The 19,751-nt window shown below is 73.1% G+C and carries 16 protein-coding genes and 1 pseudogene; 6 read left to right on the forward strand and 11 right to left on the reverse strand.

Annotation, left to right across the window (positions count from 1 at the left end; translation table 11 throughout):
* Positions 1–40: 40 nt before the first annotated feature.
* Positions 41–1,063 (reverse strand): 1-acyl-sn-glycerol-3-phosphate acyltransferase, encoded by a 1,023-nt coding sequence (locus tag AB0C17_RS25385; protein ID WP_357480743.1) that lies wholly within the window; start codon positions 1,061–1,063, stop codon positions 41–43.
* Positions 1,064–1,897 (reverse strand): patatin-like phospholipase family protein, encoded by an 834-nt coding sequence (locus AB0C17_RS25390; protein WP_357480746.1) that lies wholly within the window; start codon positions 1,895–1,897, stop codon positions 1,064–1,066.
* A gap of 179 nt (positions 1,898–2,076) precedes the next feature.
* Between AB0C17_RS25390 and AB0C17_RS25395 the strand changes: the two genes are divergently transcribed.
* Positions 2,077–3,567, forward strand: a complete 1,491-nt coding sequence (locus tag AB0C17_RS25395) for a protein kinase (protein WP_357480749.1) — start codon at positions 2,077–2,079, stop codon at positions 3,565–3,567.
* A gap of 4 nt (positions 3,568–3,571) precedes the next feature.
* Here the strand turns inward: AB0C17_RS25395 and AB0C17_RS25400 are convergent, their stop codons facing one another.
* The 9 genes and pseudogenes from AB0C17_RS25400 to AB0C17_RS25440 all read right to left on the reverse strand — a co-directional run bounded on the left by AB0C17_RS25400 (position 3,572) and on the right by AB0C17_RS25440 (position 12,777).
* Complete coding sequence (locus AB0C17_RS25400; protein WP_357480772.1) at positions 3,572–4,636, reverse strand: glycosyltransferase family 4 protein; 1,065 nt, start codon at positions 4,634–4,636, stop codon at positions 3,572–3,574.
* A 131-nt stretch (positions 4,637–4,767) separates the two neighbouring features.
* Positions 4,768–5,442, reverse strand: a complete 675-nt coding sequence (locus AB0C17_RS25405) for a BON domain-containing protein (protein ID WP_357383779.1) — start codon at positions 5,440–5,442, stop codon at positions 4,768–4,770.
* Positions 5,443–5,692: 250 nt separating this feature from the next.
* A complete protein-coding gene (locus tag AB0C17_RS25410) occupies positions 5,693–7,180 on the reverse strand; it encodes a trypsin-like peptidase domain-containing protein (protein ID WP_357383777.1) in 1,488 nt (495 codons plus the stop codon).
* Positions 7,181–7,242: 62 nt separating this feature from the next.
* A complete protein-coding gene (locus tag AB0C17_RS25415; protein WP_357472286.1) occupies positions 7,243–8,787 on the reverse strand; it encodes an ATP-binding protein in 1,545 nt (514 codons plus the stop codon).
* Positions 8,784–9,485, reverse strand: a complete 702-nt coding sequence (locus tag AB0C17_RS25420; protein ID WP_357383773.1) for a response regulator transcription factor — start codon at positions 9,483–9,485, stop codon at positions 8,784–8,786. The genes AB0C17_RS25415 and AB0C17_RS25420 overlap by 4 nt, the downstream gene beginning before the upstream one ends.
* Before the next feature lie 64 nt (positions 9,486–9,549).
* Positions 9,550–10,170 (reverse strand): PadR family transcriptional regulator, encoded by a 621-nt coding sequence (locus tag AB0C17_RS25425; protein ID WP_357480752.1) that lies wholly within the window; start codon positions 10,168–10,170, stop codon positions 9,550–9,552.
* On the reverse strand, positions 10,167–10,997 hold the full coding sequence (locus tag AB0C17_RS25430) for a DUF4097 family beta strand repeat-containing protein (RefSeq protein WP_357480755.1): 831 nt from the start codon (positions 10,995–10,997) through the stop codon (positions 10,167–10,169). The genes AB0C17_RS25425 and AB0C17_RS25430 overlap by 4 nt, the downstream gene beginning before the upstream one ends.
* Positions 10,998–11,173: 176 nt before the next feature.
* Positions 11,174–12,004, reverse strand: a pseudogene (locus tag AB0C17_RS25435) (lysophospholipid acyltransferase family protein); the annotation flags it as partial.
* Positions 12,001–12,777, reverse strand: coding sequence for a GNAT family N-acyltransferase (locus tag AB0C17_RS25440; RefSeq protein WP_357480758.1), 777 nt, complete (start codon positions 12,775–12,777; stop codon positions 12,001–12,003). The pseudogene AB0C17_RS25435 and the gene AB0C17_RS25440, both read right to left, overlap by 4 nt.
* A gap of 172 nt (positions 12,778–12,949) precedes the next feature.
* On the opposite strand from AB0C17_RS25440, the gene AB0C17_RS25445 reads away from it, so the two are divergent.
* The 5 genes from AB0C17_RS25445 (at position 12,950) to AB0C17_RS25465 (ending at position 19,750) form a co-directional block, all read left to right on the forward strand.
* Positions 12,950–13,606 carry a hypothetical protein gene (locus AB0C17_RS25445; RefSeq protein WP_357480775.1) on the forward strand — a complete coding sequence of 219 codons (657 nt, stop codon included), beginning with the start codon at positions 12,950–12,952 and terminating at the stop codon, positions 13,604–13,606.
* A gap of 140 nt (positions 13,607–13,746) precedes the next feature.
* Positions 13,747–14,685 carry an ABC transporter ATP-binding protein gene (locus AB0C17_RS25450; RefSeq protein WP_357383923.1) on the forward strand — a complete coding sequence of 313 codons (939 nt, stop codon included), beginning with the start codon at positions 13,747–13,749 and terminating at the stop codon, positions 14,683–14,685.
* A complete protein-coding gene (locus AB0C17_RS25455) occupies positions 14,682–15,506 on the forward strand; it encodes an ABC transporter permease (RefSeq protein WP_357472295.1) in 825 nt (274 codons plus the stop codon). Before AB0C17_RS25450 ends, AB0C17_RS25455 begins: the two co-directional genes overlap by 4 nt.
* A gap of 257 nt (positions 15,507–15,763) precedes the next feature.
* Complete coding sequence (locus tag AB0C17_RS25460) at positions 15,764–19,507, forward strand: multifunctional oxoglutarate decarboxylase/oxoglutarate dehydrogenase thiamine pyrophosphate-binding subunit/dihydrolipoyllysine-residue succinyltransferase subunit (RefSeq protein ID WP_357383758.1); 3,744 nt, start codon at positions 15,764–15,766, stop codon at positions 19,505–19,507.
* A 63-nt stretch (positions 19,508–19,570) separates the two neighbouring features.
* Complete coding sequence (locus AB0C17_RS25465; protein WP_357383756.1) at positions 19,571–19,750, forward strand: DUF6104 family protein; 180 nt, start codon at positions 19,571–19,573, stop codon at positions 19,748–19,750.
* The last annotated feature ends 1 nt before the right edge of the window (position 19,751 follow it).

The raw sequence follows: 19,751 nt of genomic DNA on the forward strand, positions 1-19,751 counted from the left end.
CCGCCGCCACCGCGCTGAACAGGAGCTCCGGTGATTCGGCTCAGGTGTCGGCCGCGCCGTCGCGGTTGTCCGCGATCCACCTGTCGATGCGGGCCCACCAGTCGAAAAGCCAGTCGATGCGTTCCTGCTTGCCGGCCGGGATCTCCTCCGGCGGCACCGACCAGAACCGCATCACGATCCGCTTGTCCATCGGCAGCTCGCGCCACACGTCCGCGACGGTGAGCATCTGGTCCAGGCCGGTGTGCGCCACGAAGATCACTCCGGCATCCGGCGCGGCGTCGAGCGCGGCGAGCAGCCCGCCCGGCTGCGGGGCGAGCACGTGCCGCATCCGCTCGGCCCGCCGCGCCATCCGTTCCAGGCCGAGCGAGCGCAGCCGGTCGATCGCGCGTAGCCGCCGCGACGGGGTGAAGTTGCCGCCCTCCGGGAAGATCACGAAGGCGTCGTCGTCATCCAGGCCGGTGGCCAGGTGCCCGACCTGCCGGGTCACCGAGTCGCGCCCGTCCGGCCCGGCCGCGATGAACCGGTTGGGCAGCCGGTTGAGCAGCACGTCGATGGCCGGATCCCACTGGAGCGTCTCCTTGAGCACGATCCGGGGCTCCCGGTTGAACCAGTTCACCAGCGCGTGGATCAGGATGAACGAGTCGCCGGGCCCGGCGTGCCGGCAGACCACCAGCTCGGGGCGGCCGGGCAGGGCGGTGTCCGGGTCGGTGCCGACCACGTCGATGCTCAGCCGCAGCGTCCACCGGGCCTGCCAGAACATGACCCGCAGGAACCAGCCGGCCAGGACGTAGTGGGCCCGCTGGAAGGCCGGCGCGCGCTTGTACACGCCGAAGCCCGAGGCGAGCCAGAGCACGAACAGGGCGAGCAGCGCGGCGGCGTCCCAGACCAGGTAGACGGTGCCGATCCAGAGCAGCCGCAGCGGGCGCAGCCGCCCCGGCACCAGCGGGGACGCGGCCAGCGCCAGCAGCGCCCAACCGGGCAGCGTGGTCACCACGAAGAAGGCCAGCAGCACCACACCAGGGGCGAGCACCAGCCGGCGTAGCCAGCGGGGCGGCAGCGGCATTCAGCGCTCCAGCGCGGTGTCCAGGTATCGGCGGGAGGCAGTGTACGCCCGGCTGATCCGCCGTCCCACCGCCGCCGTGTCCCGGTACGCCCACGGGCTGTCGTCGCGCGGCTCCAGCCCGCCGGTGGGCAGCACGTGCACCTCGACGTCCTCGGGCAGCGCCGCCATCTCCCGCGCGAACCGGTGCCGGCGGGCGATCTCGAACGCCACCTGGGCGATCTCCCACGGGCGGCGCGGCGGGCTCAGCTCGCGTTCGATCCGGCCCACCTGGAGTACGAAGATCTGCTTCGCGCCGAGCGCCACCGCCTCGCCGACCGGGATCGAGTTGACCACCCCGCCGTCGATGTAGTGCTGGCCGTCGATCTGGGTGGGCGGCAGCAGCCCCGGCACCGAGGCGGACGCGAGCACCGCCGGCACCAGCGGTCCGGTGTGGAACCAGTGCTCGGCGGCGCGCTCGATGTTCGCGGCGCAGCAGCGGAACGGCACGGCCAGGTCGGCGAAGGTGGTGTTCTCGCCCAGTGTGCTCTCCAGCAGGCGGTACAGCGGCCGGGGCGAGTGCAGGTGGGTACGGGCGGCGAACCGGCGCAGCTGCCGGGCGACCGAGTCGCCGTACACCTCGCTGGCCTCGGGCGACGCCCACAGCCGGACCAGCCGGTCGGTGACCGCCTCGGTCGGGTCGGCGGCGACCAGGGCGCCGTTCACCGCGCCGATCGACGTGCCGAGGACCAGGTCGGGTTTGATCCGGGCGCGGAACAGGGCGCGCAGCATCCCCACCTCGACCGCGCCGAGCACTCCCCCGCCGCCGAGCACGAACGCCACCGGACCTGCTGCCATGCCGTTCATCCTGGCACGCGGCCCACACCCGGCCGGTTGGCCGCCCCGCCCGTCACCGGAGCGTCACACGAACCGGCCCGGGTTGTGACGCACCGCGATCGTCAACCGGACGACTGTTGACAGGTCAGACACATTCCCGCAACCTGATAGCGCTCCCGAGCCCAGGCAGGTGCGAGCTGATGGCGACACTCCAGGCCGGCCGTCTGCTGGCCCGTCGGTACCGGCTCATCGACCGGATCGGCGCCGGTGGCATGTCGGTGATCTGGCGTGCCCGCGACGAGGTGCTCGACCGGGTGGTGGCGGTGAAGGTGCTCGCCCCCTCGCTCGCCGCCGACGCCCGGTTCCGCGGCATGGTGCGCGAGGAGGCCCGCTCGGCCGCGCAGCTCGACCACCCGCACGTCACCGCCGTGCACGACTACGGCGAGACGGTGGCCCCGGACGGCTCGATCACCTCGTTCGTGGTGATGGAGCTGCTCAGCGGCGAGGAACTGGAGCACCGGCTCACCGAGGGGCCGATGCCCTGGCCGGCGGCGGTGGAGACGGGCGCGCAGGTGGCCGAGGCGCTGGCCGCGGCGCACCGGCTCGGCATCGTGCACCGCGACGTGACACCGGCCAACGTGATGATGACGGCCACCGGCGCGAAGGTGCTCGACTTCGGCATCGCCACCCGGATCGGCACGCCCGACGACGACGAGGACGGCGGCACGTTCGGCACTCCGGCGTACGTGGCACCGGAGCGGCTCGACGGTGCGCCCGCCCAGCCGGCCACCGACGTGTACTCGCTCGGCGTGCTGCTGTTCGAGACGCTGACCGGGCACCCGCCGTACCCGGCGGAGACCTGGGAGGAACTGAGCGCGGCGCTCGCGGACAGTCCGGAGCCCACTCTGGACGACGTACCGGGACTGCCCCGGCCGGTCGCGGAGATCTGCCTGCGCTGCCTGGCCCGCGACCCGCGGCGGCGGCCCACCGCGCACCGGGTCGCCGCCGTGCTGCGCGACCAGTTGCTGCCCGCCGACCCGCAGGCGGCCACCATGCTGGCGCCGACCATGACGCTGCCCGCGCTGACCTCGCCGCCGCCCGATCCGGCCGCGCAGCCGGCTCCGGGCCGGATCCCCGTGGCGCAGCCGGTGCCGGAGCCGTCCCCCGCCGCGCAGCCGGTTCCGACTGCGCCGCCGGGCCGGCGGCGTACCCTCACGCTGGCAGCGGTCGGTGTGACAGTGGTCGCCGCCGCGGCGCTGCTGGTGCCCGCGCTGACGCCGGACCGGCAGGCCGGACCTCGGGTGCTGCCGACCGCCGGGCCGGTGCAGCCGTCGCCCGCCGAACCGCCGGTGACCGACGACCCGGCCACCACGCCGCCGGCCACCACGACACCCCCGCCGCCGACCGGGGGCACCCGCCCGCCGGCCGCCGGTCAGGCCGACGCCGCCGAACGGGTGGACGGACTGATCGAGGCCGGGCTGACCGAGGGCCAGATCCGCGAGGACGTCGGGGTGGACCTGCGTAACCTGCTGCGCAACGCGGTCGCCGCGAACGGCGAGGACGCGGTGACCGCCGCCGTGGACCGGCTCCGCGGCAAGATCGACGAACGCCGCCGTGAGGGCAGCATCAGTCCCGGGTACGCGCGGCGGCTCGACGCCGCCGCCGCGGAACTCGTGGCCGGGCAGACCTGACGGGTCAGCCCCCGACGGCCGGCGCCACCGCGCGGGCCGCCCCCGTGCTCGCCCGCGCGGCCAGGAAGCCCCGGTAGACCGCCTCGTAGTCGGCGGCCATCCGCTCCACCGAGAAGTTCTCCGCCACGTGCGCGACGCAGTCCCCCGGGTCCAGGTCCGCCGCCGCCGCCCGCAACGCCGCCGGCAGCTCGCCGGGGTGGTCGCAGACGAAACCGGTGACCCCGTCGCGGATCAGCTCCGGCACCGCGCCCCGGCTCAGCGCCACCACCGGCGTACCGGTCGCCATCGCCTCCACCATCACCATGCCGAACGGCTCCGCCCACTGGATCGGCATGATCAGGCAGCGGGCGTCCAGCATCAGCCGCAGCGCGGTCGCCCGGTCCGCGTTCACCACGAGTGTCACGTCGTCGCCGAGCAGCGGCCGGACCACCTGCTCCAGGTAGCGCCGCTCGGCCGGTTCGCTGCTCTTGCCGGCGAGCGTGAGCGGCAGCCCGGCCGCCCGGCAGGCCGCCACGGCCACGTCCGGGCCCTTGTCCGGGCTGAACCGGGCCAGCCAGAGCACCGGGCCCGCGCCCGGACCGCGCTTGCGGGGGATGTCCCGCAGCGGCATCGCGTTGTGCACGGTGCCGGCCCAGGGCAGCCCCGGGTTCGCCCGGCGCTGGGCGTGCGAGATCGCGACCAGCCCCACGCCCCGGTCGGTGGCGCCGAGCGCCGTGCCGTACTCGCCGACCGGGTTGCCGTGCACGGTGGCCACTGTGGGCACCCGGCGGCGGCCGGCCACCATCGGGCCGATCGTGGTGTGGTCGTGGATCAGGTCGAAGTCGGCCGGGCCGACCAGGCGGTCGACGTGGGCCAGGTGCGCCAGCTCGGGCAGCGACTCGCCCATCCGCTCGTACTGGAGGTCGGCGCAGGTGGAGACGAACTCGGCGGCGGTGCCGTGGTCGGTCCCGGCGCCGAACAACGTGACGCGGTGCCCCCGTTCGACAAGCGCGTCGACGAGACCCGCCACCACGGTCTCCAGCCCGCCGTAGCCGGGCGGCGGCACCGACAGCCAGGGCGGCACCACCATGGCGATCCGCAACGGCCCGGCCCACCCGCGCTCCGGGGACTGCTGGTTCACGGCTACGAGTCCTCCCCGTCGGTCCCCGGCGTACCCCGCTGCGCGCGGGTTCCCGACCCGGCTCGCGGTAAACGACCGCGTCAGCCGGACACCACGATCCCGACGTGCACCTCCCGTACGCCGGGTAGCGCCCAGGCGGCCCGTTCCGCGTCCTCCCGCTGCCACCAGGCACTCGCCACGCCGTCGAGCACGACCGTGTCGCCGTCGACCCGGGCGTCGATCCGCTCGGTCCCGGTACGCCGCGCCAGCAGGCGGCGCAGGTCGAGCCGCCTCTGCTCGTCACTCGGCGGGGTAGGGGGCCGCACCTCGACGAGGTTCGTCACGCCGCGTACGCCGCGCAGCCGGCGCAGCTCCCGCTCGGCGGTACGGCGCTGGAAGCCGAACTCGACCTCGCCGCGGAGCATCACCCAGCCGTCGGCCACCGTCACGTCCAGCCGCTCGGCGGGCACGAAGCTGTCCCACTCCAGGGCCCGGCTCGCCGCGATCGCGATGTCGGCGTCGGTACGCCGTTCCGTGGCGGGCAGGACGACCGCCAGGTCACTGGCGACCGCGCGCACGCCACGTACCCGGTGGGCGCAGCGTTCGGCGGCCCACCGCCGGGCGTAGCCGTCCACCTGGCCGGTGAGCGTGACGACGCCGTCGGCGACCGTCACGCCGACCTCGGTGGCCCGGGTCTGCGCGTCCCAGTCCAGTTCCGCGAGGACGTCACGCTGGATCGCCTGGTCGGTACGCACGGCAGGCATGGTGGTGGTCATACCCGCCAGGCTGCCGCCGGTGCGGGTGAGCCGGCCTCACCCGCACCGGGTGACAGATCGTCATCCGCCGTGGGCGATCCGCCCTCGGAAGGGCGAGGCCGGCCCTGCCGGCGTCGGTGACCTCGACGCCGGCTCCACGTCACCGTGAGTCGCGGCTCGGACGAGAGGGAACGAGGAGGGGCGGCGGGCGACGGAGCCAACCCCCTTGGCTCCGTCGCCCGCCGCCCGGGAGGGAGGCAGGTCCTCGGGACTATGACGTCTCGGCGAGCGTCACGGTTGCGTTCTCGGTGGATCCGTTTCGCTTGTACTGCACCTCGACCCGGTCACCGACCTTGCCGGCCTGCACGGCGCCGACCAGGTCGTTCGAGTCGTTGATCACCTTGTCGCCGAACTTGGTGATCACGTCGCCGCGCTGGATCCCGGCCTTCTCGGCGGGGCTGCCCGGCGTGACAGCGGCGACCAGCGCCCCGCCGTCCTCGGCGCCGTTGACGCTCACCCCCAGCGAGGGGTGGCTGATCTTCTCACCGCGCTGGAGCTTCTCGGCCACGTCCTTGGCCTTGTTGCTCGGGATGGCGAAGCCGACGCCGATGTTCCCGGTGCTGCCCTGTCCGGCGGTGGCGATGGCGGTGTTGATGCCGATCACCTCGCCCCGGGTGTTCACCAGCGCGCCACCGGAGTTGCCCGGGTTGATCGGGGCGTCGGTCTGCAGCAGCCCGGAGATCGAGCTGGCGCCCTGCTGCGGGTTCTGCTGCTGGCCGCCGCCCGCCTGGATGGTGCGGTCGCGGGCGCTCAGGATGCCGGCGGTGACCGAACCCTGGAGGCCGAGCGGGCTGCCCAGGGCGAGCACCTGGTCACCGACCTGCATGGCGTCGCTGTCGCCGAACTTGGCCGCCTTCAGGTCACGCACGCCCTCGGCCTGGACCACCGCGAGGTCGGTCTTCGGGTCGGTGCCGACGACCTTGGCGGAGGCGCTCTTGCCGTCGGCGAAGACCACCCGGACCGTGTCGCCGCCACCGGCGACCACGTGGTTGTTCGTGAGCACGTACCCGTCGGCGCTGAGGATCACCCCGGAGCCCTCACCGCTGCCCGTCATGATCGTGACGATGCTGTCCTGGACGGAGGCCGCGATCTTGGGCAGGTCGGCGCTGTTGATCACCGGAGCGGCGGAGTAGGTGCGGGTGGGGCCGCCCCCGTCGAGCGCGAGGGCGAGCGCGCCACCCGCGACGCCGGAGCCGAACATCAGCGCCAGCGCCAGCACGCCCGCGCCGACGAACTTACCGGCCCGGCTGGGCCGCGCCGGCTGCTGCGGGCCCCACTGCGGCGTCGGCTGGTACGGCTGGTAGCCCTGCTGCCCCTGGTACGGCTGCGCCTGGTACGACGGCACCGGCCCACCGTGCTGCGTGGACGGGTAGCCCGCGTTGCCCTGCTGGTTCCAGCCGCCCTGCTGGTGCTGTCCCCCGTACCAGGGATGGGGTTGCTGCGGCTGCCCCGAGGCCGGGTACGGCGGGGCGGACGGCGTCGCCGGCTGCGGCGGGTACGGCCCGGCGGGCGTGGTGTTCCCGGCGGGCGTGGCGGTTCCGGCGGCCGGGGAGTCGGCCGGAACCGACGCGGGGGCCGGGGTGGTGGAGGAGGAGTCCGACGTCCCGCTCTCGACGCGGGGCAGCTCGGCGGTGTGGTGCGACGGCTCGGCGTCGGCGGGGGCCGGCGACCGCTGCGGATCGGTCTCGTGGTCGGTCATGTCACCAGCTTTCCCCGTAGCACTGTCACCAGCCTGGAATCTGCCTGGAAGTTTTCTGAATGTCACTCGCCCGAATCGGTCGCCTCGGCGAGCAGCGGCAACTTCACCCGGAACGTCGCTCCGCCCCCGGGCGTCTCCGCCACCTCGACGGTGCCGTGGTGAGCGGCGACGAGCGCGGCGACGATGGCCAGGCCGAGGCCCGTGCTGATCGGCCCGCCGGCCCGGCGGGTGCGGGCGGCGTCCACCCGGTAGAACCGCTCGAACACCCGCTCGGCCTGCTCCGGCGTGAGGCCCGGACCGGTGTCCGCCACCTCCACCACGGCGAGGTTGCCCGCCTCCTCCCGCAGCCGCAGCGTCACCGCGGCGTCCGGCGGCGTGTGGGTGAGCGCGTTCGTCATCAGGTTGCCGATCACCTGGCGCAGCCGGGCGTCGTCGCCGAGCACCACCATCGGGCCGCCGCCCGGCTCCCGCTCCAGCTCGATCCGCCGCTCCGGGTCGACCACCCGGGCCGCCTGCACCGCGTCGGACGCCAGCACCGGCAACTCGACCGGGGCCAGCGTGATCGGCCGTTCCCGGTCCATCCGCGCGAGCAGCAGCAGGTCCTCCACCAGCAGACCCATCCGGGACGCCTCGTCCTCGATCCGGCGCAGCAGATCCGCGGTCTGCTCCGGCGCGCGCACCGCGCCCTGCCGGTACAGCTCGGCGAAGCCCCGGATGGTGGTCAGCGGCGTCCGCAGCTCGTGCGAGGCGTCGGCGATGAACTGCCGCATCCGTTCCTCGGAGCGGCGGGCCCGTGCCTCCGACGCCTGCGCGTACGCGGCGGCGTCCCGCGCGCCCATCTCGGCGCTGCGCGCCGCCGCCTCGGAGGCGGCCCGCGCGGTGAACGCGGCCTCGATCTGCGCGAGCATGGCGTTCAGCGCCCGGGACAGTCGGCCCAGCTCAGAGGTGGGGCAGGGCCGCCCCATCTCCGGGTCGGGCACCCGTCGGGTCAGATCGCCGCCGGCGATGGCGGCCGCCGTACGCTCTATCTCCACGAGCGGTTTCAAGCTGGCCCGGACGATTCCCGCACCCACCGAGGCCAGGATGATCAGGACCGCGCCACCGACGAGCACGTCGATCCAGAGCAGCTGCCGGACCGAGAGGTCGACGTCGTCGAGGTTCTGCCCGATCGCCAGGTAGGTGTTCTCGTCGACCTGCCGCACCATCAGGCGCCACCGCACCCGCATGTCCGCGCCGTCGTCGGTGAAGGCCGCTCCGCCGGCGTGGTCGAGGTACCAGTTCGCGTCCCTGAGCCCCGCGGGCAGGTCGTCCGGCACCAGCGAACTGTCCCGGAGGATCGCCACGCGCTGGGTGCGGCGGTCCCACTCGCTGAAGAGGTAGTCGGTGGGCAGGTTGTTGGCGTTGGCCTGGTTGACCACCACATCCTTGTTGAACTGGTCGCTCAGCTCGCCGTCGATCCGGTCGACCAGGTAGTTGTGCAGGAAGTAGGCGGTGGAGACACTGATCACCAGCAACGCGCCGGCCACCAGCGCCAGCACGGCGGTGACCAGCTTGAGCCGCAGCGGAATCCCGCGCAGCCAGCCCTTGGCGTCGTGGACGAGGTTCACGCCGCCGGCTTGCGGAGCACGTAACCCACTCCCCGGAGCGTGTGGATCAGCCGGGGCTGGGTGTTGTCGACCTTGCGCCGCAGGTAGGAGATGTACGACTCGACGATGTTGTCGTCACCGCGGAAGTCGTAGTTCCAGACGTGGTCGAGGATCTGCGCCTTGCTGAGCACCCGGTTGGCGTTGAGCATCAGGTAACGCAGCAGCTTGAACTCGGTCGGCGAGAGCTGCACCCGCTGACCGGCCCGGTGCACCTCGTGCGTCTCCTCGTCCAGCTCCAGGTCGGCGAAGGTGAGGCGGGACGGGGCCTGCTCGCCGGTCGCGGTGCGCCGCAGCACGGCCCGGATCCGCGCGGTCAGCTCCTCCAGGCTGAACGGCTTGGTGACGTAGTCGTCGCCGCCCAGGGTGAGCCCGCGGATCTTGTCGTCGGTGGCGTCGCGCGCGGTCAGGAAGACCACCGGGGTACGCGTGCCGCCCTCGCGCATCATCCGGATGACCTCGAAGCCGTCCAGGTCGGGCAGCATCACGTCGAGCACCACCAGGTCGGGCCGGTGGTCCTTGGCGGCGTTCAGCGCGGCGCTGCCACTGGTCGCGGTGGCCACGTCGAAGCCCGCGAAGCGCAGGCTCGCGGAGAGCAGTTCGAGGATGTTGGGATCGTCCTCGACGACGAGAAGTCGTGCCTCGGTCTGGGTAGCCGCCATGGCACCCATCATCCGCGCCTCGGCTGCGGTCGCGCTGGGCGCCGGCTGGAAACAACCTGTGAGATCAGCGGAGCAGCCGCCGCAGCCCGTCCAGCGCGCCGTCGAGCAGCCGGATCGCGGTACGGAGCTGGTTGTCGCTCAGGCCCCGGGCCCGGACCAGCGCACCGACCTCGACCGTGAACGCGGCCAGCCGCTCGTCGAAGTCGGCGAGCAGCGGCGGGTCGTCCGGACGGGCCGCGCCCCCGCCGTTCGCCGGGCGGGCGGTGGCGGACGACGCCCAGCCGCCCTGCCGGGTCTGCCGGGTCGCCTCGCGCAGTTCCCGCTTCAGGTCGCGCACCGATCCGCGTACCTCGGTGCGGATCTCCCCGGCCAGCGCGGAGAGATCCTCGACGGCGGCGCCGATGTCGCTCTCCAGCGTCGACAGCTCGTCGGCGCGGCGGCTCAGTTCGGCGCGGCCCGCGTCGGTGATCTCGTAGACCTTGCGCCCGCCGGCGGCGGTGTGCCGGACCAGCCCTTCCGCCTCCAGCCGTTGCAGCCGCGGGTAGATGGTGCCGGCGCTGGGCGCGTACAGGCCGAGGAAGCGCTCCTCCAGCAGGCGGATCAGCTCGTAGCCGTGCTTCGGGCCGTCGTCGAGCAGCTTCAGCAGGTAGAGCCGGAGGCGGCCGTGGCTGAACACGGCGGTCACGGCACGTCCTCCACGTGGTCGGCGGGCGCGACCGGGCGGGCGAGCAGCGCGATGCTGCCGGAGGTCGCGGAGGCCCAGAGCCTACCCGCACCGCCACCGAGCACCCCGTGGCTGTCCTTGATCGAGCCGAGCCCGCGCCCGCCGCCGTCCACCTGCGGGAAGCCGCTGGTGATCTTGCCGGAGGTGGTGTGCAGGTGCACGGTGAGGTCACTGTCCTCGCGGACCCGCACGGTGATGCTGCCGGAGATGGCGCTGAGCCGGATCTCGCTGCCGCGCGGGTTGTCCAGGTCGCAGGTGATCGAGCCGGAGACGGCGTGGGCGCGGACCCGCTCGGGCGCGCTGTCGGCGAGGATCAGCTCGCCGGAGACCGTCTCCAGGTCCAGGTCGCCGGCGATGCCGAGCGCCTCGACCGGGCCGGAGATGACCTTCGCGCTGGTGCGCCCGCGCAGTCCGCGCAGCGTGACCTGGCCGGAGGTGACGTCGACCCGGGTCTCCCGCCGCAGCCCGGAGGCGACGAGCGCGCCGCTGACCACAGACAGGTTGGCGAGCACGTCCGGCGGCACGGCGACCGACACCTCGGCCCGGATCCGGTTGCCGAACCAGGAGAAGAAGCCGAACAGGCCGGGCTTGCGCTTGTGCCGGATGGTCAGCCGCCCGTCGCGGACCTCGACGAGGAGGGGCCGGTTGCTGACCCGGGTCACGTCGACCCGGGCCGGACCGTCGGCGCCGACCACGTTCAGCCGGCCGCTGACCAGTTCGGCGTCGAACCGGGTGATCGGCTCGTCCACGGTGATCCGCTGCGGGCTCTCGACGGTCCAGCTGGCCATGACGCGCTCCCCTCGTCGACGGGCCGACCCACGGCCCGCCAGGTGTTGCGAGGAGCATAACGCGATACATCGCGACTGAACAAGACACTATCGCGTCTGTGTCGCGTCCCCGACGCCCCAGCGGGTCGGGCCGCCAGGTCGAGCCGGTCCGCGAGCACGGAGCGAGGGGTCGAGTGGACCGCGGCCTCCGCGATCCGGGCCAGCACCCTGCGGTCCGCGCCCTCGGCCGGGTGCAGCGCCGCGCCCACAGTCACCGACACGGTCAGGTCCCGGGCGGCGAGCACCCGGCGCACCGAGGCCCAGAGCGTCTCCGCACCGAGGAAGGCGGGCAGCGTGCTCGGGTCGCCCGCGTACCGGTAGGCGAGGCTCAGCGGCACCACCGGCGCGCCCGCCGCCACGGCGGCCTCGAACATGGCCGGGCGGAACCCGCGGCTGGGGCGGCAGCCCGTCGCGGCGCCACACCAGGTCGTACCCTCCGGGAACACCGCCACCGACCGCCCGGACCGCAGCGCGCCGGCCACCCGCGCGACGGTGGCCGGCAGGTCACGCGGCCGGGACCGGTCCACGAAGACGGTGCCCGCCGCGGCGGCCAGGGCGCCCACCAGCGGCCAGCTCCGGACCTCGCACTTGGCGACCATCCGGGTCGGCGACACGGCGAGCACCGCCAAGATGTCCAGCCAGGAGACGTGGTTGGCGACCAGCAGGGCGCGCCCGCGCGGCGTCCGGCCCCGGACCAGCAGCCGCACCCCGAGGCTACGCAGCGTCCACCGTGCCCAGCCGCGCGACGCGGCCCGGCCCCGGGCGGCCGGCAGCAGCGGCAGCAGCACTGCCACGCCCGCCCCGGCCAGCAGCATGCCGAGTACGCCGAGCAGCCGCCCCGCCCGGCGCAGCCGCGACACGTCCGGGGCGACCGGCGGCGGCAGGCAGTCCGGCCCGCAGCCCGAGGCGGGACGCCACAGCCCCTCCCCGGCGTACGGACCGGCCGGATCGGCGGCGGCGGTGGTCACGACCCGTCCCCGCCGATGAAGTGCCGCAGGTAGCGGGGGTTCATCCGGTCCAGCGAGAACAGCACGTAGAAGTCGGCGCAGCCGAAGTCCGGATCGTACGCGGGCTCGCCGGCCACCCACGCGCCCAGCCGCAGGTAGCCCCGCAGCAGCGGCGGCACGAGCGCCCCTCGTCGCGCGGGGGTGAGCGCGGCCGGGTCGGCGGCCGGCGCCTCGGCGAACCAGGGCCGGCGCGGGGTGACCCGCAACAGCGGCGGGGCGAGGTGCCGGGCGGTGACCTCGGCCCACACCTGCGCGGCGGCGGTCCCGCCGTCGGCCACCGGCACCGAGGCGCAGCCGCCGAGCCAGCGCGTGCCGCGCAGGTGCAGGTAGCGGCAGATCCCGGCCCACATGAGGTTGATCACGGCGCCGGTGCGGTGATCCGGGTGCACGCAGGAGCGGCCCGCCTCGACCAGGTGGTCGCGGAGCGGGGCCAGCGGGCTCAGGTCGAACTCGCCGTCGGCGTACCGGCGTTCGGTGCGACCGGGCGGCAGCAGCCGGTACGTGCCGACGACCTCGCCGGTCTCCTCGCGCAGCACCACCAGGTGGTCGCAGTGCGCGTCGAACTCGTCGGTGTCGAGGCCGGTGGCGGCGGTCGGCAGGGTGGCGCCGAGTTCACTGGCGAACACCTCGTGGCGCAGGCGTTGCGCGGCCGCGACCAGAGTCGGGTCGTCGGCGATCAGCAGGGTGTAACCGCTGGTCGTGAGCGGTGCGCCAGCGGCGTGCAGAACGGCCATGACTCCTGTGTAGGTGCCCTGGGTTGCCACCGCCGGGGTGAGCGGTGTCGATCCGGTGAACGCCGGTGGGCCGCGGCGTGCGAACCGGGACGGCCGGGGCGCGACGGGCGTGTGCGAGGCTGCCGGGCGGACCGCCCGCGACGGCGCCGGCGGCGGTGAACCGGAGGTGCACATGCTGGTCGAGGCCCGTTTCCAGGGGCCGGACGGCTCCGGCAACGGCGGCTGGAGCGCCGGGATCTTCGCCGCGCTGATCGACGACCGGGGCCCGGTGGAGGTCACGTTGCGCCGGCCGCCGCCGCTGGACACCCCGCTGGCCGCCGCCGACGGCGAGGTACGCGACCCGGACGGTCACCTGGTCGCCGAGGTACGCCGCGCCCGGCCGGTCGACGCGGTGGTGCCGCCGGTGGACCGGGCGACGGCGACCGACGCCGCGCGGGCGTACCCCGGCCTGGTCGACCATCCCTTCCCCCGCTGCTACGTCTGCGGCCCGGCACACCCGGACGGGCTGCGGATCTTCCCCGGGCGGCTGCCGGACGGGCGCACCGCCGCCCCGTTCGACGCGCCGGCCGAGGTGGTGCCCGCGACCGTGTGGGCGGCGCTGGACTGCCCGGGCGGCTGGGCGGTGCTCGCGCCCGGCCGGCCGTACGTGCTGGGGCGGATCGCCGCGCAGGTCATGGCGCTGCCACAGCCGGGCGAGGAGTGCGTGGTCACGGGCCTCGCGGTCGGCGCCGAGGGACGCCGGGCCGAGGTGCACACCAGCCTGTACGGTTCGGACGGCGCGCTGCTCGGCCGCGCCCGGGCCACCTGGGTGGCGCTGCCGGCCGGGTGATCTCATCCCTGAGGGGGACGGCGCGTACGCGTCCCGCCTGATTGACCCCCTTGCGCCGGGTTGGAAGGCTGTTGCCGGGCGCCCCCGCAACGGCGCCCCACCGGCGTGCGACGAGCCCGCCGGGGCAGGAGAGGAGAATGATGTCCGACGGGCAGCCACGCCCCAGTGCCGGGACCGGCCAGATCACCGTGTCCGGCCTGACCAAGCAGTACAAGAACGTCCGCGCGGTGGACAACCTGTCGTTCACGGTCGAGCCGGGCCGGGTCACCGGCTTCCTCGGCCCCAACGGCGCCGGTAAGACGACCACGCTGCGCATGCTGCTCAACCTGGTGACGCCGAGCGCCGGCACGGCCACCATCGGCGGCAGCCGGTACGCCGACCTGCCCGACCCGCTGCGTACGGTCGGCGCGGTGCTGGAGGCGTCCAGCGCGCACAAGGGCCGCACCGGCATCAACCACCTGCGGGTGATCTGCGCGGCGGCCGGGCTGCCCAAGGAACGCGCCGACGAGGCGCTGGCCCTGGTCGGGCTCACTCCGGCGGCGAAGCGCAAGTTCAAGGGCTACTCGCTGGGCATGAAGCAGCGGCTCGGCATCGCCGCCGCGATGCTCGGCAACCCGCAGGTGCTGATCCTGGACGAGCCGGCGAACGGCCTGGACCCGGAGGGCATCCGCTGGATGCGCGGCTTCCTCAAGGGGCTCGCCGCCGAGGGGCGCACGGTGCTGGTCTCCAGCCACCTGCTCTCCGAGATGCAGCTCCTCGCCGACGACGTGGTGATCATCGCGGCCGGCAAGCTGGTCCGGCAGGGCCCGGTCGACCAGGTGATGACCTCGATGACGCACGGCGTGCGGGTGCGGGTGCGTACCCCGCAGGCCGACGATCTGGCCGCGGCGCTGCGCGAGCAGTCGGCCACCGTCGACACCGACCCGCAGGGCGCGCTGCTCGTCAGCGGCGTGGACGCGCCGACCGTGGGCCGCGTCGCGCTGGCCGCCAAGGTCGAGCTGCACGAGCTGACCACCGAGCGCCCTGACCTCGAAGGGGTCTTCCTGGAGCTGACGGCCGGAAAGGCGGAGATCCGATGACGCTTGTCCGATCCGAACTGCTCAAGATCCGCACCACCAGCACCTGGTGGATCTTCGGGCTGATCAGCCTGCCGCTCTGGGTGCTGGCGCTGCTGTTCAACTGGTTGCAGACCGACGCGCTGGCCAGCGACAACCTGGGCGAGATCCCGGCCGACCAGGCCGACCAGGTGCAGGCGATCTCCAGCGCCGACAGCATCGCCGCCAACCTCTACACGAACGGTCAGTTCTTCGGGCTGCTCATCGTGCTGCTGCTCGGCATCGTCGTGGTGACGAGCGAGTTCTTCCACCAGACGGTGACCACCACGTTCCTCACCGCGCCGCACCGCACCGCGGTGATGCTGGCCAAGCTGGTCGCGGCCGGTGTGCTGGCGCTGCTGTTCTGGCTCGTCACCACCGTGCTCAACCTGATCTTCGCGCCGATGATCCTGGGCGCGTCGGACATCGGCAGCCAGCTCGGCAGCGGAGAGGTGTGGGGGGCGATCGCGCTCAACGGGCTGGCCTACCTGCTCTGGTCGGTGCTCGGCGTCGGCCTCGGCGTGCTGATCCGCAGCCAGATCGGCGCGACGGTGACCGGCATCCTGCTCTACCTGGGTGGCACCATCGGGGCCGCGATCGCCATCGGCCTGCTGGCGGGGCGCTTCGGCGACTGGATCAACCAGCTCCAGCTGCTGGTGCCGTCCCTGGCCTCCAGCCTGATGGTCGCCGGCACCGAGATCCCCGGCAACCCGCCGCGCTGGGCCGGCGCCGCGGTGCTGATCGGGTACGCGGTGCTGACCGGCGCGATCGGCGTGGCCACGATCCGCAAGCGCGACATCTCCTGACCTGACGGTCCGGGGCGGACCCCGGCCGGTGACCGACGTCATCGGCCGGGGTCCGTCGTGTAGCAGCAGTCGGCGGGTCACGCAGCGTTTGCCGAACTTCTGGCATCTTCTGTGAAACGGACCACCAGCCGGAGGCGAGAATGCCTGCGCGTAGCGCACGGCGTAGCCTTGGCATCGGTTTACCCAGCGTCGGCAACCGGGGGTCACCGGGGGCCACCGTGACATTCACAACCGCGTGAAAGAGGCGATTAGCGGCCGTGTCGACCCAGCAGACTTCGCAGGAGAACCCATTGGCGGGTTTCGGCCCGAACGAGTGGATCGTCGAGGAGATGTACCAGCGCTATCTCGCCGACCCCTCGAGCGTCGATTCGGCCTGGCACGACTTCTTCGCCGACTACCGGCCGGCCCCGGGCGCCGCCACCCCGCGCGCCGAGGGACAGGCCAAGCCGGCCGCGAAGCCGGAGCCGGGCGAGCAGCAGGAGGCCGCGGCCACCGTCACCGCGCAGCCGGCCAGGTCCGAGCCGAAGGCCGCCCCCGCCCCGGCCAAGCCCGCCGCGAAGCCGGCCGCCAAGACGCCCGCCAAGACGCCCGAGCCGGCCAAGAAGTCGGTCCCGGCCAAGCCGGCCGCCAAGGCGCCCACCGCGAGCGCCGCGGGCACCACGCCGCTGCGCGGCGTCGCCGCCAAGATCGTGCAGAACATGGACGCGTCGCTGTCGGTCCCGACCGCCACCAGCGTGCGCGCCGTCCCGGCCAAGCTGCTCGTCGACAACCGCATCGTGATCAACAACCACCTGGCCCGCGGTCGCGGCGGCAAGGTCAGCTTCACCCACCTGATCGGGTACGCGCTGGTCCGCGCGGTCGTCGAGCACCCGGAGATGAACAACTCCTTCGCCGAGGTGGACGGCAAGCCGGCGATGGTCCGCCCGGAGCACGTCAACCTGGGCATCGCGATCGACCTGGTCAAGCCGGACGGCTCGCGCAACCTGGTGGTGCCGTCCATCAAGGGCTGCGAGCAGATGGACTTCCGGCAGTTCTGGCAGGCGTACGAGGACGTGGTCCGGCGTGCCCGCCGCAACGAGCTGACCATGGACGACTACGCCGGCACCACGATCTCGCTGACCAACCCGGGCGGCATCGGCACGGTGCACTCGATCCCGCGCCTGATGCAGGGGCAGAGCGCCATCATCGGCGTCGGCGCGATGGAATACCCGGCTCCCTACCAGGGCATGAGCGAGGCCACGCTGGCCGAGAACGCGGTCAGCAAGGTCATCACGCTGACCAGCACGTACGACCACCGGATCATCCAGGGCGCGCAGTCCGGCGAGTTCCTGAAGGTCATGCACGAGCTGCTGCTCGGTGAGCGCGGCTTCTACGACGACATCTTCACCTCGCTGCGCATCCCGTACGAGCCGGTGCGCTGGATGCGCGACGTCGCAGTCGACAGCGAAGGCCAGATCAACAAGACCGCTCGGGTGCACGAGCTGATCCACGCGTACCGGGTGCGCGGCCACCTGATGGCCGACACCGACCCGCTGGAGTTCACCATCCGCAAGCACCCGGACCTGGACGTGCTCCAGCACGGGCTCACGCTCTGGGACCTCGACCGGGTCTTCCCGGTGAACGGCTTCGCCGGCCAGCAGCGGATGAAGCTGCGCTCGATCCTCGGCGTGCTGCGCGACTCGTACTGCCGCCGGGTCGGCATCGAGTACATGCACATCCAGGACCCGGAGGAGCGGCGCTGGATCCAGGAGCGGGTCGAGCGCAAGTACGAGAAGCCAAGCACCGACGAGCAGAAGCACGTGCTGAACCGGCTCAACGCCGCCGAGGCGTTCGAGACGTTCCTCCAGACCAAGTACGTCGGCCAGCGGCGCTTCTCGCTGGAGGGCGGCGAGTCGCTGATCCCGCTGCTCGGCGAGGTGCTGGAGTGCTCCGCCGAGGCCGGGCTGGACGAGGTCGTCATCGGCATGGCCCACCGCGGCCGGCTCAACGTGCTGGCGAACATCGTCGGCAAGCCGTACGAGAAGATCTTCTCCGAGTTCGAGGGGCACCTCGACCCGCGGTCCACGCAGGGCTCGGGCGACGTGAAGTACCACCTCGGCCAGAACGGCAAGTTCAGCACGCCGGACGGCGAGTACGCCGTCAAGGTGTCGGTGGTGGCGAACCCGTCGCACCTGGAGGCCGTGGACCCGGTGCTGGAGGGCATCGTCCGGGCCAAGCAGGACCGCATCGACCTCAAGCTGGAGGGCTACACCGTGCTGCCGCTGGCGGTGCACGGTGACGCCGCCTTCGCCGGCCAGGGCGTCGTCGCCGAGACGCTCAACCTCTCCCAGCTGCGCGGCTACCGCACCGGCGGCACCGTGCACGTGGTCGTGAACAACCAGGTCGGCTTCACCACCGCCCCGGAGTACAGCCGGTCCAGCCTCTACAGCACCGACGTGGCCCGGATGATCCAGGCGCCGATCTTCCACGTCAACGGCGACGACCCGGAGGCAGTGGTCCGGGTGGCCCGGCTCGCGTTCGAGTACCGGCAGGCGTTCAACAAGGACGTCGTGATCGACATGGTCTGCTACCGGCGGCGCGGGCACAACGAGGGCGACGACCCGTCGATGACCAACCCGCAGATGTACCAGATCATCGACTCGAAGCGGTCGGTCCGGAAGCTCTACACCGAGGAGCTGATCGGGCGCGGCGACATCACCGTGGAGGACGCGGAGGAGCTGCTGCACGACTACCAGTCGCAGCTGGAGCGGGTCTTCAAGGCCACCCGCGACGCCGCCACCACGCCGCGCCAGCTCAGCCGCCCGGCGCGGCAGGACGAGCCGGAGCCGCAGGTCGAGACCGCCACCGACGCCGACGTGATCAAGGCGATCGGCGAGGCGCACGTCAACCTGCCGGAGGGCTTCACCCCGCACAAGCGGATCCAGCAGCTGCTGGAGCGGCGGCGCAAGATGTCCGTCGAGGGCGGCATCGACTGGGGCTTCGCCGAGATCATCGCGTTCGGCACGCTGCTGAACGACGGGGTGACCGTCCGGCTCGCCGGGCAGGACTCGCGCCGCGGCACGTTCGTCCAGCGGCACGCCGCTGTGGTCGACGCCAAGACCGGCGAGGACTACCTGCCGCTGATGTCGCTCACCGCCGACGGCGAGCGGTCGCGCTTCTTCGTCCACGACTCGCTGCTCTCCGAGTACGCGGCCATGGGCTTCGAGTACGGCTACTCGGTGGAGAACATCAACGCGCTGGTGGCCTGGGAGGCCCAGTTCGGTGACTTCGTCAACGGCGCCCAGTCGGTGATCGACGAGTTCATCTCCTCCGGCGAGGTGAAGTGGGGCCAGCGCTCCGCGGTGACGCTGCTGCTGCCGCACGGCCACGAGGGCCAGGGCCCGGACCACACCTCCGGCCGTCCGGAGCGGTTCCTCCAGCTCTGCGCCGAGGACAACATGCGGGTGGCCATCCCGAGCACCCCGGCGAGCTACTTCCACCTGCTGCGGCGCCAGGCCATGTCGCCCAAGCGCAAGCCGCTCGTGGTGTTCACGCCGAAGTCGCTGCTGCGGCACAAGCTCTGCGTGTCGCCGGTGGAGGACTTCACCACCGGCACGTTCTCCCCGGTGCTGGCCGACCCCGCGGCTCCGGCGCCGGAGCAGGTGAAGCGGGTGCTGCTCTGCTCGGGCAAGGTCTACTACGACCTGTTCCAGGCCCGGCAGGAGCGGGGCGTCACCGACACCGCGATCATCCGGATGGAGCAGCTCTACCCGCTGCCCGTCGAGGAGGTCCGGGCCGCGCTGGCGCAGTACCCGAACGCCGAGGACTTCGCCTGGGTCCAGGAGGAGCCGGCCAACCAGGGCGCCTGGTCGTTCGTCGCGCTCAACCTGCTGGAGCACCTGCCCGAGGTGCGGCTGCGCCGCATCTCCCGGCCGGCCGCCGCCGCTCCGGCGGTCGGCTCGGCGAAGATGCACGAGGTCGAGCAGAACGCACTGATCGAGGCGGCTCTCCCCCGCCCGTGACCCCACCGGCAGCGGCCCGTCCCGACCCGGGGCGGGCCGCTGCCGTACGACGAGAGGAACACCGTGTACTTCACCGACCGTGGCATCGAGGAGCTGGTCGAGCGCCGGGGCGACGAGCAGGTCAGCCTGGAGTGGCTGGGCGAGCGGCTGCGTGACTTCGTCGACCTGAACCCGGAGTTCGAGACCCCGGTCGAGCGGTTCGCCACCTGGCTGGCCCGCCTCGACGACCCCGACGACGACTGAC

It is taken from the genome of Micromonospora sp. NPDC048887 (genome assembly GCF_040649715.1).
Lineage (GTDB): Bacteria > Actinomycetota > Actinomycetes > Mycobacteriales > Micromonosporaceae > Micromonospora.